Consider the following 15,911-nt stretch of genomic DNA (forward strand, 5'->3'; position numbering starts at 1 on the left):
GGAGGACCCGAAAGACAGGGACGGATCAGCGCGGTTCGCTCGCGCGATCCGGCCTGCCTAGAGCCCAGGGTTCCCCGACTAAAGCACAGATTGTGCGCTGCGGCAAATGGTCTTCTTTTCGGGTAAATGGTTGAAAGTGAAACTATTTTTTTGAGGGCTGAGGGCTGAGGGCTGAGGGCTGAGGGCTGAGGGCTGAGGGCTGAGGGCTGAGGGCTGGCAGCCATCTGCCATGAACGTGCGGCAGGGCCAGCGTGAGCCGCGCTGCGCGGGCGCGGGACCACCGTCCGCCGGCCATGCCGCTCCTGCGACCGTTCTCACGGCCACCGGCAACGCGTGGGCGACGCCGGGAATGCATGAATGGCCTCCGGCCGTTCGCGACGAACCGGTAGACTTTCCGCTCCGCTCGCCGCCTGCCGGCCCCATGACCGATACCGCCCCCGCCGTCACCGGCGCGAAACGCCGCGCCGCGCTGGTCTTCATCTTCTTCGTCGTGCTGATCGACGTGCTCGCGTTCGGGCTGATCATCCCGGTGCTGCCGAAACTGATCGAGCAGTTCGCCGGCGGCGACACCGCGCACGCGGCGTACTGGGTCGGTGCGTTCGGCACGATCTTCGCCGCGATCCAGTTCGTCACCTCGCCGATCCAGGGCGCGCTGTCGGACCGCTTCGGCCGCCGTCCGGTGATCCTGCTGTCTTGCCTCGGGCTGGGCCTGGACTTCGTGTTCATGGCGCTGGCGCCGACCCTCGCCTGGCTGCTGGTCGGGCGGATCATCGCCGGGATCACCTCGGCCAGCTTCACCACTGCCAACGCCTACGTCGCCGACGTGGTGCCGCCGGAGCAGCGCGCGAAGAGCTACGGCATGATCGGCGCCGCCTTCGGCATCGGTTTCACGGTGGCGCCGGCGATCGGCGGCTGGCTGGGCGAGATCGACCTGCGCCTGCCGTTCTGGTTCGCCGCCGGACTGGCCCTGCTGAACTTCGCCTACGGCCTGTTCGTGCTGCCCGAATCGCTGCCGAAGGAAAGGCGCAGCCCGCGGTTCGACTGGTCGCACGCCAACCCGGTCGGTTCGATCGGCCTGCTGCGGCAGTACCCGATGGTGCTCGGCCTGGCCGCGGTGGTGTTCCTGGCCAACCTCGCCCACTACGTCTATCCGAGCGTGTTCGTGCTGTTCGCCGGCTACCGCTTCGGCTGGGGTCCGCAGGAGGTCGGCCTGGTGCTGCTGGTGGTCGGCGTGTGCAGCATCATCGTCAACGCGGTGCTGGTCGGCCAGGCGGTGCAGCGGCTGGGCGAGCGGCGAACCCTGTTGCTCGGATTGAGCTGCGGCGTGGTCGGTTTCACGATCTACGGACTGACCGGCAACGGCTGGCTGTGGCTGCTCGGCATTCCGGTCAGCGCGCTATGGGCGCTGGCGGCGCCGGCGACCCAGGCACTGATCACCCGAGAGGTCGGGCCGCAGGTGCAGGGCCGCATCCAGGGCGCGCTGATGAGCCTGGTGTCGATGGCCGGCATCCTCGGGCCGACCCTGTTCGCCGGCAGCTTCGGCTATTTCATCGACGACGCGTCGCCGGTGCATCTGCCGGGTGCGCCCTGGCTGATTGCCGGCGTCCTGCTCGCCTGCGCGGTGGCGATCGCGTGGTGGAAGGCGCCGCGCGCGGCGACCGCACCGGTCCTGCCGCCGCAGGAGGGCGCGCAAGAGACGTCGGCGGGAACCCGTACCGATGCCGCCGTCGCCGAGACGACGTGACGGAGCCGGACATGCGTCGCCCGGCCCCGCCCGCCGCGGTTCGCGCTCGCCTCAGTTCTTGACCGTCACGTTGTCGATGTAGACGTTGACGTCGTAGCTGGTCTGCGCGCGGTACAGCCAGATCGCGTCCAGGGTCACGCTGCCGGCGGTGATCGCGCCGTTGCCGCCGACCCAGGCGTTCCAGTGGCCGCTGTTGGTCAGGTCCCACTCGACCCAGGTCCAGGTGTTGGCCGCCAGCGAACGCGAGGTCGAGCGCTCGGTGCCGTCGCTGTCGTCGATGCCGACCGCCACGCTCATGCCGCTGCCGGCCGCGTAGACCCAGAAGCCGACCCGGCCGTTGCTGCGGCTCAGCGAGGTGTTGCTCGACGGACTGCCGCTGCCCGACAGCAGGCGCACCGCCCAGTTGGCCGAACTGGAGGTGTTGTCCTTCAACAGCACCCGCAGCGAGCAGCTGCCGTTGTGGCGGATGCTGCAGTTGCGCTCGGCGGTCGAGGCGGACGAGATGCCGGTGGTGCTGCCGGAATAGGCAGGACTGGTGTTGAAGTGGCCGACGCTGCTCTCGAAGCTGTCGAGCACCTTGGTGGTACCGCCGCTGGTCGGGTTGAGCAGGTTGTAGTAATGGCCCCAGTTCCAGTTGATGCCGGGGTCGGTGTGGGTCTGCCCGCTGAAGTGCTGGTGGCCCTTGATCTTGACGCTGGTCGGCAGCACGTTGATGCCGCTGCTGGCCGGGCCGCTGTAGGCACTGGCGCAGCTGATCGCCGAGTATTTCGAACAGAAGGACCGCACCAGCGCCGCCGAGCTGTTGTACATCGCGCTGGTGTACCAGGAACTGTTGTTGACGTAGCCCTCGTGCTCGATGCCCAGCGTGTAGCTGTTGTGGCTGCGCACGTGCCACGCGGTGTGGTGGTTGCGCACCATCTGGGTCACCTGGCCGTCGGAGCTGCGGATCACGTAATGGGCGCTGACGTTGGCCGAGGAGTTCTTGAACCAGGAGATGGTGCCCGCGTAGCTGCCCTGTGCGGTGTGGATGGTGACCGCGCTGACCGACGCGCTGCGCGAGGCGGTGTAGTTCGACGAGTGCGCCGGGTCCCAGATCGCCGGGCCGTAGTCGGTGCTCATGATGCCGACGTCGGCATTGGCCCGCAGGCGGTCGTCGCCTGCCGGAGCGGTGCGCTGCAGGGTTTCGCTGACCGGGTCGATCGCATACTGCTCGGTGATAACCCGGTCGCCCTCGATGTCCAGCCGTACGAACGGCGCCTTCTGCTGGATCAGCTGGTCGGGAGTGAACGCGCGCTCCCAGCGCACCGCGCGCTCGGGAACGACGATGCCGCGGTCGTCGACGCCGCGGTCCTGGGCGAGCAGCACGTCGTAGGCGAAGCTGGTGCGGGCGAAGTCCAGCACGCGGCTGTCGCCGGCCAGGCTCCTGCCGCTCGCGCTGCTGCGGCTCGAGAAGCCGGCGTAGCCGGCGAGCGCGTCGGCGATGTCGTCGTGCGCCGGCCGCGCGAGCGTGCTGGTCGCGCGGATCTCACGGTCGAGCAGGGCCGCGGCGGCGAGGATGTTGGTGCGCGGATCGCCGATCACCTTCGACGCCGGCACGCCGAGCAGGCGCGCGCCGTCGCCGACCTGGTCGGCGAAACCCTCGCCGTGGTACAGGCCCATCACGCCGTAGGCGCGCGGCATGTGCAGGTGACTTCCGCCCTCGCTGGCCGGCTCGGGGCTCAGGTGCATCCAGCGGCTCTGCACATAGGCGATCGCCTCCAGGGTGCCGGCCGGGATCGACGGGTAGCGCGCATAGGCCTGGCGGAAGTAGCCGGCGAATGCCGTCCGCTGCGGCCGCAGGCGCGTTTCCTCCTGCTGCAGGCGCTGCTCGAGGGTGGCGGCGTCAGCGGCGGCAGGCGGTTGCGCCGGTCCGGCCGCGAACGCGGTCGTCGCCAGCAGGCTGGCGAGGGTGGCTGACAGAATCCGTACCGGATGGGTGTTCATCGTCTTCATCGTCCGTGGTCCTTGACTGGTCAATATGGAAGGCCTGCACAGGCCCGTCCGGGACCGGTGGCAGACGTCGCAAGCCTGGCCCGCGCTTGCCTTTGCCGGGCCGGACACGTGCGTGTCCGGCCCGCGAGTGCATCCGATCCTTCCGATGGATCGGTCCGGCCCGTCGCGCGCCGGGCATTCATCGCCGTCGCAGCGGTGCTGCACGGGCGGCCCCGCACCCGTCCGGGCGCAGGAAACCTCCGGATCGTCCGGGAACCTCATCGGGTGCTTGTCGGGATCGCCCACCTACTTCTACCGTCCGCAAGTTTCGATAACCGACGAACAGATCAAGAAATAAAATATTCTTTCGCCGTTGCGGCACGCTGCGCCGACGAACGGCGGCCGGCACCGCGGACCGGAGTGCGATGGCCATCACGGCTGCCATGACCATTCGCCGGTATGGACAGCGGCGGGACCGCACGCATACTGCGAAGTCGAAACCGGAACCGGAGCAGGGACATGCCAGGGAAATCGATGCCGATGAAACCCGTTGCGATCGCAGGCCTGCTGGCCTTGTTGACGGGCGGTTGCGCCAGCGTGGACTACTACGACACCAATGCCGCGGTCGACGCCCGCCCGGAGTGCACCGGCATGGGCCACGAAAAGACAGGTGAGCCGGTCCCGGCCTGGTGCGAGCGCGAGCAGGGTGCGACGTGGTCGGGTGGCGCCGACGACAAGATGGAAGTCGACTTCAGCGACGGCGACGAAGACGGGCGCTGACCGTTCCGCCGGCTGGGACCGGGCTGGCCGAAGCCGGCCGGGCGGCCCTCAGCCGCAGCGCAGGTCGATGATGATGTTCTCGGCGTCGACGTCGATGTTGAGCCGGCTTTCGACGAACTCCAGCGTCACCATCGTGCCGGGCGGGATCACGCGCACCGACTCGGCGCCGCTGGCGAGGCGGGCGCGCTCGATGTTGGCCTCGGTGGCCGGCCGGCCGATCGCGTCGGCCTTGGCCTTGTCGGCATCACAGGTCATCGGCATGGCCGGCAGCGGATCGGAGATCGGGGGCGCCTGGCGCTGCGCCGGCGCCGATGGCGATTCCGCGGATGCCGGGTCGTCGGCGTCGGTGGGTTCGACGCTGCCCGGCCCCGCCGAACAGGCCGACAGTCCGAGTGCGAGTGCGAGTGCCGCCATGGTGATTCCACGCACGCACGGCCGGCTCATCCGCAGCGGATCCCGGTGATCGCGCCGCGCTCGTTGACGTCGATGTTCACCCGGTCCTGGCGGTAGTCCATCGTCGCCGGCGTGCCCGGATGCAGCACCCGGACATCGCGGCTGCCGGTGTCGCGGACGACGCGGTCGACCACGTCCGGGTCCGGCGCCTGGCCGATCGCCCAGCGTGCGGCCTCGGCGTTGCACTGCGCCATCGGCGGCGGCGGTGGCGGCATCGGCGCGCAGGCGGAAACGGCCAGCACGGCCGCGGCGACGGCGACGGGGAGCAGGTGCTTGACGGAGCGCATCGCGGGTTCCTCGCGGGGAAGATGGCCGCAGCCTACACCCCGGCCGTGCGCGCGGCATGAAGGCCCGGCAACGCCACGGCGACGTCGTCGGCGCTGGCGGCCAGCGACAGCAGCAGCCGTGCCAGGGTGATCACGTCCTGGCGGTTGTGCGCGCAGACCCGGCGCAGCCGCGCCGCGCTGCCGCCACGCAGGTAGGACAACCACGCCGCCGGTGCCTGCGCACCCGGCAGGTCGTCCTCGCGGACGATGCCGAGCAGCTCGCGTTCGACCGTCGCCAACCGGCAGTCGCTCCAGCGACCCTTGTGGAAGCGACGGGTCGGGAACAGCAGGTCGAGATGGTCGAGTGCCCCGATCGGGTCGGCGAGTCGCGCGAGACGGTAGCGCGCCTTCAGCAGCGGTGCGTCGTAGCAGCGGCCGTTGTAGCTGCACAGCAGGGTGTCCCGGTGCAGCCAGCCGGCGAAGGTTTCGAGCATCGCCTTCTCGGCCGCCATCGTGGTCATCAGCAGCTGGCGCACGCGCAGGCCAGCACCACGCTGCGGATCGAAGTGCCAGTCGGCCGCACCGATCTGGAACGCACGCGTGCCGGTACCGCCGGCCAGGCCGGTGGTCTCGGTGTCGAAGAACAACAGCCGCGCCGGCACCGCCGCCTCGTCGCGGCGGGCGAAGGCCAGCGGCAGCGGCTGGCGCGGTGGCTCGAACGGCAGGTGTCCGACGATCAGCCGCAGGCCGGGTGCGATCTCCTCGCCGGGCAGGCCGCGGTCCGTGGCGGTGCCATGCGTGACCGCCACGAGGGGACGCGTGCGCTGATCGAGCAGACGTCGCAGCGCCGCCGCCTCGGCGCCGGCGCGCGCTGTGGACGCGCCGGCTGGAGCGGCGGGTTTGCCGGCCTGTCGCTGCAGCACACGCAGGCGTTCGATCGCCGCGCTCATCGCAGACGCCCGCGACACGACTCCACACGCACCTCCGCAGGAGCGGCGTAGTAGGCCACACGCCTCCATGACGTAGGAGCGGCGTGAGCCGCGATGAGGTTCTCGTGTCGGCCCCGATCGCGGCTTGCGCCGCTCCTGCGAAAGGCGGGGTAGAAGCGAGTCGCAGTTGTTCCGTTCGCGACAGGCGGCCATGCCGGCGCGTCGCCGCGAGTGGTTGCCAGACACCCGGCGCGGCTAGCGGGCATCGCCGGCCTCCTGCAGCAGGTCGAGCACGCGGCGCGCCAGCGCTTTCGGCGTTGCCGCGACATCGCCGGCGTCTTCATCGGCGGCTTCGTCGCCGGCAAGGATGGGCCCGACGCAGGCCGGGCAGCCGGCGCTGCAGTCGCAACGTTCGACCAGCTCGCGCGCGCGCTGCAGCAGTTCCGCCTGCCGCTGCCACAGAGGCTCGCTCAGGCCGACGCCGCCGGGGAAGTTGTCGTACAGATAGACCGTCGGGACGAAGCGGGCCTCATCGTCGACGCTGCGCTCGGCCCCGTCGGCGCCACGCAGGCGGCCACGTCCATCGGCGTCGGCGGTCGCGAACCAGGCGCCGTCGCCGTTGCCGACCGCCTTCTGCAGATCGCGCGCGTCCGCCATCACCGCGACGCTGGCGACCACGTGCAGCGCATGGGCGGCGCCGAGGAAGCCGTCCAGCGCTTCCTGCCGCGATGCGAACCAGGCCAGCAGCGCCGCCTGCGGCAGCTGCCACCACGCCGCGGTGGTGTGCAGTTCCTGGTCGGGCAGGTTGACCGGGCCGTAGCCGATGTTCTCGTGCGTGTAGTAGCGGATCTTCTTGTAGCCGGATACCCGTCGCACCACGTGCACCTCGCCGTGGCCGGCCTCGCCCGCGCCGGCACGGACGGCATCGAAGCGCTCGAGCACCTTCAGCTTCGTGTAGTCGATCGCGTCGGTGTAGTAGTCGACGTGGGTGCGGGTCACGAAGGCCTTGCGGCCGTCCCAGTCCAGCCGCTCGACCTGGTAGGGCGTGCTCTGGATCATGTGGATCGCGCCCTCGTACAGGGTCAGCGCGGCGGCGGAATAGTCGACCTCGGCGATGATGGCCTGGCGGCCGTCGCTGCGGTCGACGACGACGAAGTTGCCGTCGGCGACCGCGCGCAGCGACACCGCATTGGCCGGGTAGCTGTCGGCGATCCACTCCCAGCGGTCGCCCTCGCGGTGCAGCACCTCGCTCTCGGCCAGCACCTCCAGGTAGGGCGTGGGCTCGATCGGCCCGTAGCGCTCGCCGGCCTCGAACGGCAGCTCGAACGCCGCGCAGCGGATGTGGTCGAACAGGATCAGCGGCTGGTCCGGCGCGGTGCGGGCGTGCTCGGGCGGCGCTTCGGCGAAGAACCCGGGATGCCGGACCACGTACTGGTCCAGCGGCTGCGAGCTGGCGACCATCACCCCCAGCGCCGGTTGGTTGCGGCGACCGGCGCGGCCGAAGCGCTGCCAGGTCGCGGCGACGCTGCCCGGATAGCCGTTGAGCACGACCACGTCGAGCGCGCCGATGTCCACGCCCAGTTCCAGTGCCGAGGTGCTGACGATGCCGTCGACCCCACCCGCGCGCATCTCGCGCTCGGCCGCGCGCCGCTCGCCGGGCAGGTAGCCGCCACGGTAGGCACGGATCCGCGGCCGCTTGCGCGGGTCGTGGTCGAACACGTCCTTGAGGTACTTGGTCAGCACCTCGACCATCGTCCGCGACTGCGCGAACACCAGGGTCTTCAGGCCGGCCTTGATCGCGATCCGCGCGATCCGGTTGCTCTGCGAGCGCGCCGATGCGCGCAGGCCGAGGTCGGGATTCACCACCGGCGGGTTCCACAACAGCACGTGCCGGTCGCCGCTGGGCGCGCCGGACTCGTCGATCATCCGTACCGGCGCCTCGATCAGCGCCTCGGCGTGCTCGCGCGGATTGCCGATCGTCGCCGAGCACAGGATGAAGCGAGGCGACGCACCGTAGAACGCGCAGATCCGCTTGAGCCGGCGCAGCACGTTGGTGACGTGGCTGCCGAACACGCCGCGGTAGCCGTGGATCTCGTCGATGACGACGTACTGCAGGTTCTCGAAGAACTGCGCCCACTTGGTGTGATGCGGCAGGATCGCCTGGTGCAGCATGTCCGGGTTCGATACCACGATGTCGCCGTGCAGGCGGATCGCCTGGCGCGCGTCGCCGGGGGTGTCGCCGTCGAAGGTGAACGCCCTCAGGCCGAGGTCGCCGGCACGGCTGAGCTCCAGCAGCTCGGCGACCTGGTCCTGCGCCAGCGCCTTGGTCGGGAACAGGAACAGGGCCTTGGACGCCGCCGCCTTCGCCACCGCTCCGCCCGCGCGCGCCTGGATCGCCGCGGCGACCACCGGCAGCGTGTAGCACAGCGACTTGCCCGATGCGGTCGGCGTGACCACGGCCACGTGCTCGCCGCGCCGGCTCGCGGCCCAGGCCTCGGCCTGGTGCGAATAGAGCCGTTCGATGCCGCGCGTGCGCAACGCCGTTGCCAGCGCCGGCGGCAGGTCGGCCGGCAGCTCGGCGTAGCGGCCTTCGCGGCCGGGCAGGGTGAACTGGCCGGTGATGCGGTCGCGGTAGCGCCGTACCAGCCGCCGGGTCAGCGCGCCGCCGTCGCCGGCGCTGCGCACGGGTGGCGCCGCGGTCCCGAATGCCAGTGTCTCGCCATCGTCGTACCGCGCCAGTGCCCGTGCCATCGTCGTCGTCGCCTGCCTTGAGGCGGTCAGTGGGCCAGCGCGCCGTCTCAGCAGGTGAGACGCAGCGCGCGGGATTCACGAACGTTGCGCCGCGGCGTTCAAGCCGGTGACAGGGCTGGCGCGGGGCCGGACCGTCACGGACGATCTTCCGGAGGCTGCAGATGAACCGAAGCGACGTACTGGCAAGGCACCGCATCGCGATGGGTGCGCTGTGGCTGCTCGCATCGACCCTCGCGCTCTGGGGCGGTCCCGCCCAGGCGGCCTGCCCAGGTGGCGATCCGTGCGAGACCCTCCACGTCTACCGGCTGCAGTCGCGGCTTCCAATCGACACGGACGCCGCGGGGCGTCCGATCCTGTCGCTGCAGGAAGCGAACGCGACCGACGCGGTGGCGTTCAGGTCGATCCTGGCGGCGTCGGGGAGCTCCACGTCCTACGCGATCCGCTACCGGGTCACGCGCATCGCCGATGCGCCCAACAACTACTGCGAGTGCAATCTCGAGCTCAACGGCCGGGGCTGTCCGCCGACGATGGCGCCGGGCCAGCTGGCGCAGTGTACCCGCGTGTGCCGGTACAACAACGGTCCGTGCCAGGCGACCGGCTTCAACATCAAGCACGATGGCGGCACCTGGTATGCGTTCCCGGCCGCGACCCAGTGCGGCGGCGTGCGGACCGTCTGGCGCAAGCGCACGTTCGGCAGGAGCGACCCGAGCTGGTGCGACTGGCGGGAAGAAGAGCGCGTGATCAAGTCCGCGAGCTGCCTCGCGGATGAGATCGGCAGGCGTCCCGATGCCGGCCTCGACGCGCTGTTCGACGACCCGGCGCTGTGCAGGCCATAGTTGCCGGTGCCGCCCGGCCGGTGTGAACCCCGGTCTGCGGGGCGGGGCACATCGGTGTCGTGCGGGCCTGTTCGCGCGTCACGGCAGAGGGCCTGCTGCTGGAGCGACCGCGAGCCACCGGGACTCGCCCGCGTGCGCGTCAGGGCGCATGCTGTGTGCATGAATGCAGGACACAAACCCTTCGCCCCCGCCTGCGAGCGCAACCGCGAACCAATCCTTGCGGTGCTGGAGCGCCATCTCGCCGGCGTCCGCGAGGTGCTGGAGATCGGCAGCGGCACCGGCCAGCATGCAGTGCACTTCGCCGCGGCGATGCCGTGGCTGCGATGGCAGTGCAGCGACGTCGCCGCGCATCTGCCCGGCATCCGCGCATGGCTGGACGAGGCCGGGCTGGCGAACACGCCGCCGCCGCTGGAACTGGCGGCGAGCGTCGAACCGGTACCAGGGCTCGCCCCGTCGCCGCCATTGCCTCGCAATGTGGCCGGCGGCCGGAATGGGTACGACGCGGTGTTCACCGCGAACACCCTGCACATCATGGGGTGGCCGCAGGTGCAGGCACTGTTCGCCGGGTTGTCGGCGATGCTGGCAGACGCCGCAACCGTGGTCGTCTACGGCCCGTTCAACTACGGCGGCGACTACACCAGTGCCAGCAACCGCGAGTTCGACGCCTGGCTGAAGGCGCGCGACCCGGCGTCGGGCATCCGCGACTTCGAGGCCGTGGACGCGCTGGCCCGCGGCATCGGCCTGCAACCGATCGAGGACGTGGCGATGCCGGCCAACAACCGCTGCCTGGTCTGGCGGCGCTGAGGCTCCGGGTTCGGGCAGAGCGTCGGCTCGCCGCACGCGACAGGCCGTGCCCGCAATTGGTCCGGTCAGGCCCGATGGCGCGTTACGCGCCCCATGGGAGCGGCGTGAGCCGCGATCCCGAAGCTGCACCCGGGGCCGCGACGATCGTCCCGGGTGCGCTTCGCTTACCCGGGCTACGGAATTGTGCCGTGGGCGGCCCGGATCGCCGCTTGCGCCGCTCCTGCGAGAAGCAAAAAAGGCCCCGCTCGCACGGGGCCTTCCGGTGCTTCCGTCCTGGCGACGGTCGGGCGCTTACGCGACCTGGACCACCCGTAGCGGATTGTTCCACTGTGCAAGCAGCTCGGCCTCGCGGGCCTTGGCCTTGTGCAGGTGCGCTTCCTTGACATGGCCGTAGCCGCGGATGTGCTCCGGGATCGACGCGATCTCGGCGGCCAGGCCGACGTTGCCGGCATCGAGCTTCGGCAGGAGCGACTCGACCGTGGCGAAGTAGTCGGCGATCAACTGCCGCTCCATCTTGCGTTCCGCGGTGTAGCCGAACACGTCGAAGGTGCCGCCGCGCAGCCGGCGCAGCTTTGCCAGCCACTTGAACGCGGTGAACACCCACGGGCCGTATTCGGACTTCACCAGTTCGCCCTTGTCGTTCTTCTTCGCCAGCAGCGGCGGCGCGAGGTGGAACTTGAGTTTGTAATCGCCATCGAACTGCTGCTCCAGACGGCGCAGGAACTCGCCACTGGTGTACAGCCGTGCGACCTCGTACTCGTCCTTGTACGCCATCAGCTTGAACGCGTAGCGGGCGACCGCCTCGGTCAGGTCGGTGCTGCCCGGCGCCTTGCCCTGTTCGGCGTCGCGCACGCGGGTGACGAAGCTGCTGTAGCGCGCGGCGTAGGCGGCGTCCTGGTAGTCGGTCAGGAAGCTGATCCGGCGCGCGATCAACTCGTCCAGCGAACGCGACAGGCGCTCGTCGTCCAGCGGCAGGAAGGCGACGCTGTCGGCATCGGACTTCGCGTTGCCCAGCGCGTTCGGCAGGTGGCGCAGCTCGTCCTCGTCGCGGGTGGCGCGCGGCGCCGAGGTCGCACCCCATTCGGTGCTCTCCCACGCGCCGGGCTCCAGCATCGGCAGGACGCTGGCGTGTTCGGCGGCCGGGGCGCTGGGCGCGATGCCGGCGGCGGCGAGCACCGCCGGCAGGTCGATCGCGGCCAGCCGGCCCCATGCGAACGCGGTCTTGTTCATCTCGATCGCGGCACCGTTGAGCTCGATCGCGCGCATCAGCGCGTCGAACGACACCGGCACCAGCCCCAGCTGCCAGGCGTAGCCGAGCAGGAACAGGTTGCTGCCGATCGCGTTGCCCAGCAGCGCGGTCGCCACCTGGGTCGCATCGACCACGTGCGGCCGGCCACCTTCGCCCATCGCGGTGCTGATCGCCTGGATGATGTCGTTGGCCGGGAACTCCATGTCCGGGCGGGTGGTGAAGGTGCCCGGCATCGCCTCGTAGCTGTTGAGCACGACCTGGCTGCGGCCCTCGCGGATCTTCGACAGCGCCCAGTAGTCGTTGACCACCACCATGTCGCAGCCCAGCACCAGGTCGGCCTCGCCGGCGGCGATGCGCACCGCGTGCAGGTCGTCCGGCGTCTTCGCGATGCGGATGTGCGTCGTCACCGCGCCGCCCTTCTGCGCCAGGCCGGTCTGGTCGAGCACGGTGGATCCCTTGCCCTCCAGGTGCCCGGCCATGCCGAGCAGCGCGCCGATGGTCACCACGCCGGTGCCGCCGACGCCGGTGATCAGGATGTTCCAGGGCTGCTCCAGCGACGGCAGCTGCGGCATCGGCAGGTCGTTCAACCGATCCTTTGCGTTCGCCGCCGCTCCGCTTTTATCAGACGCACCCTTCTTCAGGTCACCGCTCTCGACGGTGACGAAGCTCGGGCAGAAGCCGTTGACGCAGGAAAAATCCTTGTTGCAGTTGCTCTGGTCGATCTCGCGCTTGCGGCCGAACTCGGTCTCCTTCGGCAGCACCGACACGCAGAACGACTTCTTGCCGCAGTCGCCGCAGCCCTCGCAGACCAGCGAGTTGATCATCACCCGCTTGGCCGGGTCGACCATCCGGCCGCGCTTGCGGCGGCGGCGCTTCTCGGTCGCGCAGACCTGGTCGTAGATCAGCACGCTCACGCCCTTGACCTCGCGCAGGCGCTTCTGCACCGCGTCCAGCTCCTTGCGGTCGAAGAACTCCACATCGTTCGGGAACAGCTCGCGCTTGCGCCACTTGCCGATGTCGTCGGACACCACCACGATCGTGTACACGCCCTCGCTGCGCACCTGATGCGCGATCTGCGGCACGCTCAGGGTGCCGTCGACCGGCTGGCCGCCGGTCATCGCGACTGCGTCGTTGTAGAGGATCTTGTAGGTGATGTTGACCCCGGCCGCGATCGACTGGCGGATCGCCAGCGAGCCGGAGTGGAAGTAGGTGCCGTCGCCGAGGTTCTGGAACACGTGCGGCGTCTCGGTGAACGCCGCCTGCCCGGCCCAGGTCACGCCTTCGCCGCCCATGTGGGTGAAGGTGTCGGTGCTGCGGTCCATCCAGGTGACCATGTAGTGGCAGCCGATGCCGCCGAGCGCGCGCGAACCCTCCGGCACCACGGTCGAGGTGTTGTGCGGGCAGCCCGAGCAGTAGTGCGGCACGCGCGGGAACTGCGCGCGCGGCAGTGCCAGCGCCGACTCCTTCTGCTCCATCCAGCGCAGCACCTCGCGCATCTGTTCGCTGTCATGGAACTTCTGGATGCGGCGCGCGATCACGCCGGCGATCCGCGCCGGGGTCAGCTCCGAGGTCGACGGCAGGATCCACTCGCCGCTCTCGTCGTACTTGCCGACGATCGACGGCCGCCCGCCGCCCTCGAGGTTGAAGTCGAAGTTGTAGAACAGCTCCTTCATCTGGCTCTCGATGAAGGAATGCTTCTCCTCCACCACCAGGATGTCCTGCAGCCCGCGCGCGAACGCGCGGATGCCGACCGGCTCCAGCGGCCAGGTCATGCCGACCTTGTAGACGCGGATGCCCAGTTCCGCGCAGGCGCGCTCGTCCAGGCCCAGGTATTCCAGCGCCTGCAGCACGTCCAGGTAGCTCTTGCCTGTGGTGACGATGCCCAGCCGCGGGTTCGGCGAGTCGATCACCACCCGGTCGATGCCGTTCGCGCGCGCGAACGCCTGCGCTGCCTTCACCGCGTACTGGTGCAGGCGCATCTCCTGATCCATCGGCGGGTCCGGCCAGCGGATGTTGAGCCCGCCCGGCGGCAGCTCGAGATCCTCCGGCATCGCGATCCGCAGCGCCAGCGGGTTCACGTCGACCGAGGCCGACGACTCCACCGTCTCGGCGATCGTCTTGAAGCCGACCCAGCGCCCGGTGTAGCGGCTCATCGCCCAGCCGATCAGGCCCATGTCGAGGATGTCCTGCACCCCGGCCGGGTTCAGCACCGGCATCATCGCGCTGACGAACTCGTGCTCGGAGCCGTGCGGCAGGGTCGAGCTGCGGCAGGCGTGGTCGTCGGCGGCCAGCGCCAGCACGCCGCCATGCGGCGAGGTGCCGGCCGCGTTGGCATGCTTGAACACGTCGCCGCAGCGGTCCACGCCCGGGCCCTTGCCGTACCACATGCCGAACACGCCATCGTGCTTCGCGCCCGGAAACAGGTTGGTCTGCTGGGTGCCCCAGACCATCGTCGCGCCGAGGTCCTCGTTCAGGCCCGGGCTGAACTTCACCCCCGCCTTCTCCAGGTGCTTGCGCGCGCGCCACAGCTCCAGGTCGAAGCCGCCCAGCGGCGAGCCGCGGTAGCCGGACACGAAGCCGGCGGTGTCCAGCCCCGCCGCCTGGTCGCGCAGCCGCTGCATCAGCGGCAGCCGCACCAGCGCCTGCACGCCCGACAGGTAGATGCGCCCGGTTTCGCGGGTGTACTTGTGCTCCAGCGTGTAATCCGGGTCCATCACGCTGTTGGTCAACGAGGTGTTGGCCGAGGCCGGATCGGAAAGTTCGGACGTGCTGGTCATGCGTGGCTCCGGGCGGGGGATCGCCTGTGGCTATGGAACGCCCGGCACCCGGCGCCGCGGACCCGCGACGGATCGACGGGCACGGCCGGGGGCAGGGCAGAGGCGCGGGATTATAGCAATGCGGCTTTGGTCAGCCTTGGTGCGGTGCGGCTTGACGGGATGGGGATGGGATGGTGTGCGGTATGGGCGACCGTGAAGGCAAACCGTAGTAAATTCGGGTAATACCGCTCTGTCGCTGGGTGCGATTAGGGCATCATTTTTTAAAGCATATTCATACGTCAGCTCTGCCTAGGGAGAGTTCCATGTTTTTTAGAATAGGAAAGCCTACTCCGCTGAAGGACATGGCCCAATCATTGCATCTGCATGGAAGCGGCAGAGAGGGTCAGAAAATTCTCGTGGTCGACGACCAACCGTTTGTCTTGAAGGAAATTCTTGCCAGTCATGGATTCTCAATCACTTATACTAAAGACATCCAAAGCACATCATTGACTGCAAGCTACCCGATCATTATCTGTGACATAAAGGGCGTTGGTGCGCACCTCGGTGGAAAGCATGAAGGTGCACACCTATTTAGAGAGATTCGACGTGCATATCCGGAAAAGTACATCATTGCCTTCACGGGCTATCGTTACGACCCGACTTATAACGAGTACTTCAAATATGCAGACATATCTCTAAAGAAGGATACTGACTCCGAAGCTTGGGTGAATGTTTTAGATAATGCTGTAGGCGTAATGGCCGATCCAACGAGGAGGTGGCTTCGCCTGCGTCAATATCTACTCGAGCACGCCAACATGGAGCTATGGGACGTGCTCATGCTTGAACAAGGATTCATTAGCTCCATACAACAGAGAAACGAATCCAAAATCCTCAATTCCATGGTTGACATCCAGGTCTCACCGCAGACATCGGAGCTTATTAAGGCTTTTGCAACTGCGATATTCACGGATATTCTGAGCAATGGGGTTTCAAGTGTCCTATGAAAACGCCCGAATCTGACATACTAGAGAATCTAAACCTCGATGAGCTAAAGCAAGCGCTACGCGATACCATGCATGAGGTGAGAGAGTTCAATAGAATTGTTAAAGCGAATTCAGAAATGTTGACTCGACAGCTGCGGATTGAAGAGGACGGCCCCCTTCAGCTGTCTGCTGAGAACGCTAAGAATATTAGAAATCATGCGATCGCAATTCTCGAAACTGCACAGATGCTTTCAGCTCGTCTCGACGTCCCCCCGGTTTTGAGTAGCGCGGCGATTTGGAGTCCAATCCCTACCCTGAAGGAGATTGGACGTGAAAAAGCGCTTTACCGAAGAACAAATCATCGGCTTTCTACGTGAAGCCGAGGCCGG

Annotated in this window: 12 protein-coding genes; 6 read left to right on the forward strand and 6 right to left on the reverse strand. The window is 68.4% G+C overall.

The genetic code is table 11. The features are described from left to right. The first annotated feature begins 421 nt into the window (after positions 1-421). Positions 422-1,744, forward strand: a complete 1,323-nt coding sequence (locus L3V18_RS18130; protein WP_425493557.1) for a TCR/Tet family MFS transporter — start codon at positions 422-424, stop codon at positions 1,742-1,744. A gap of 51 nt (positions 1,745-1,795) precedes the next feature. On the opposite strand, the gene L3V18_RS18135 is transcribed toward L3V18_RS18130, so the two are convergent. Further along, on the reverse strand, positions 1,796-3,736 hold the full coding sequence (locus L3V18_RS18135; RefSeq protein WP_237056843.1) for an N-acetylmuramoyl-L-alanine amidase: 1,941 nt from the start codon (positions 3,734-3,736) through the stop codon (positions 1,796-1,798). A gap of 519 nt (positions 3,737-4,255) precedes the next feature. On the opposite strand from L3V18_RS18135, the gene L3V18_RS18140 reads away from it, so the two are divergent. Beyond that, positions 4,256-4,495, forward strand: a complete 240-nt coding sequence (locus tag L3V18_RS18140) for a hypothetical protein (protein WP_237056845.1) — start codon at positions 4,256-4,258, stop codon at positions 4,493-4,495. 48 nt (positions 4,496-4,543) lie between these two features. Here L3V18_RS18140 and L3V18_RS18145 read toward each other — a convergent pair whose 3' ends face one another. The 4 genes from L3V18_RS18145 to L3V18_RS18160 form a co-directional block, all read right to left on the reverse strand. Beyond that, a complete protein-coding gene (locus tag L3V18_RS18145; RefSeq protein ID WP_237056847.1) occupies positions 4,544-4,909 on the reverse strand; it encodes an I78 family peptidase inhibitor in 366 nt (121 codons plus the stop codon). Positions 4,910-4,935: 26 nt separating this feature from the next. Next, positions 4,936-5,235, reverse strand: a complete 300-nt coding sequence (locus tag L3V18_RS18150; RefSeq protein ID WP_237056849.1) for an I78 family peptidase inhibitor — start codon at positions 5,233-5,235, stop codon at positions 4,936-4,938. Positions 5,236-5,267: 32 nt separating this feature from the next. After that, positions 5,268-6,164: a ribonuclease H-like domain-containing protein gene (locus tag L3V18_RS18155; protein ID WP_237056851.1), complete on the reverse strand. Its 897-nt coding sequence runs from the start codon at positions 6,162-6,164 to the stop codon at positions 5,268-5,270. 234 nt (positions 6,165-6,398) lie between these two features. Beyond that, positions 6,399-8,894: a DEAD/DEAH box helicase gene (locus tag L3V18_RS18160; RefSeq protein WP_237056853.1), complete on the reverse strand. Its 2,496-nt coding sequence runs from the start codon at positions 8,892-8,894 to the stop codon at positions 6,399-6,401. A gap of 161 nt (positions 8,895-9,055) precedes the next feature. Here L3V18_RS18160 and L3V18_RS18165 point away from each other — a divergent pair, with 161 nt between their 5' ends. Both L3V18_RS18165 and L3V18_RS18170 read left to right on the forward strand, forming a co-directional pair. Continuing rightward, positions 9,056-9,730 carry a hypothetical protein gene (locus L3V18_RS18165; protein ID WP_237056855.1) on the forward strand — a complete coding sequence of 225 codons (675 nt, stop codon included), beginning with the start codon at positions 9,056-9,058 and terminating at the stop codon, positions 9,728-9,730. Positions 9,731-9,889: 159 nt separating this feature from the next. Continuing rightward, positions 9,890-10,534 (forward strand): DUF938 domain-containing protein, encoded by a 645-nt coding sequence (locus tag L3V18_RS18170; protein WP_237056857.1) that lies wholly within the window; start codon positions 9,890-9,892, stop codon positions 10,532-10,534. 291 nt (positions 10,535-10,825) lie between these two features. Here L3V18_RS18170 and L3V18_RS18175 read toward each other — a convergent pair whose 3' ends face one another. Next, entirely contained in the window at positions 10,826-14,497 is a 3,672-nt protein-coding gene (locus L3V18_RS18175) for an indolepyruvate ferredoxin oxidoreductase family protein (RefSeq protein ID WP_425493558.1), read from the reverse strand. A 365-nt stretch (positions 14,498-14,862) separates the two neighbouring features. On the opposite strand from L3V18_RS18175, the gene L3V18_RS18180 reads away from it, so the two are divergent. Together L3V18_RS18180 and L3V18_RS18185 are read left to right on the forward strand one after the other, a co-directional pair. Continuing rightward, positions 14,863-15,543: a response regulator gene (locus tag L3V18_RS18180; protein ID WP_237056860.1), complete on the forward strand. Its 681-nt coding sequence runs from the start codon at positions 14,863-14,865 to the stop codon at positions 15,541-15,543. After that, complete coding sequence (locus tag L3V18_RS18185) at positions 15,540-15,899, forward strand: hypothetical protein (protein ID WP_237056862.1); 360 nt, start codon at positions 15,540-15,542, stop codon at positions 15,897-15,899. The genes L3V18_RS18180 and L3V18_RS18185 overlap by 4 nt, the downstream gene beginning before the upstream one ends. Positions 15,900-15,911 lie beyond the last annotated feature (12 nt).

It is taken from the genome of Marilutibacter chinensis (genome assembly GCF_021725675.1).
Taxonomy (GTDB): Bacteria; Pseudomonadota; Gammaproteobacteria; order Xanthomonadales; family Xanthomonadaceae; genus Marilutibacter; species Marilutibacter chinensis.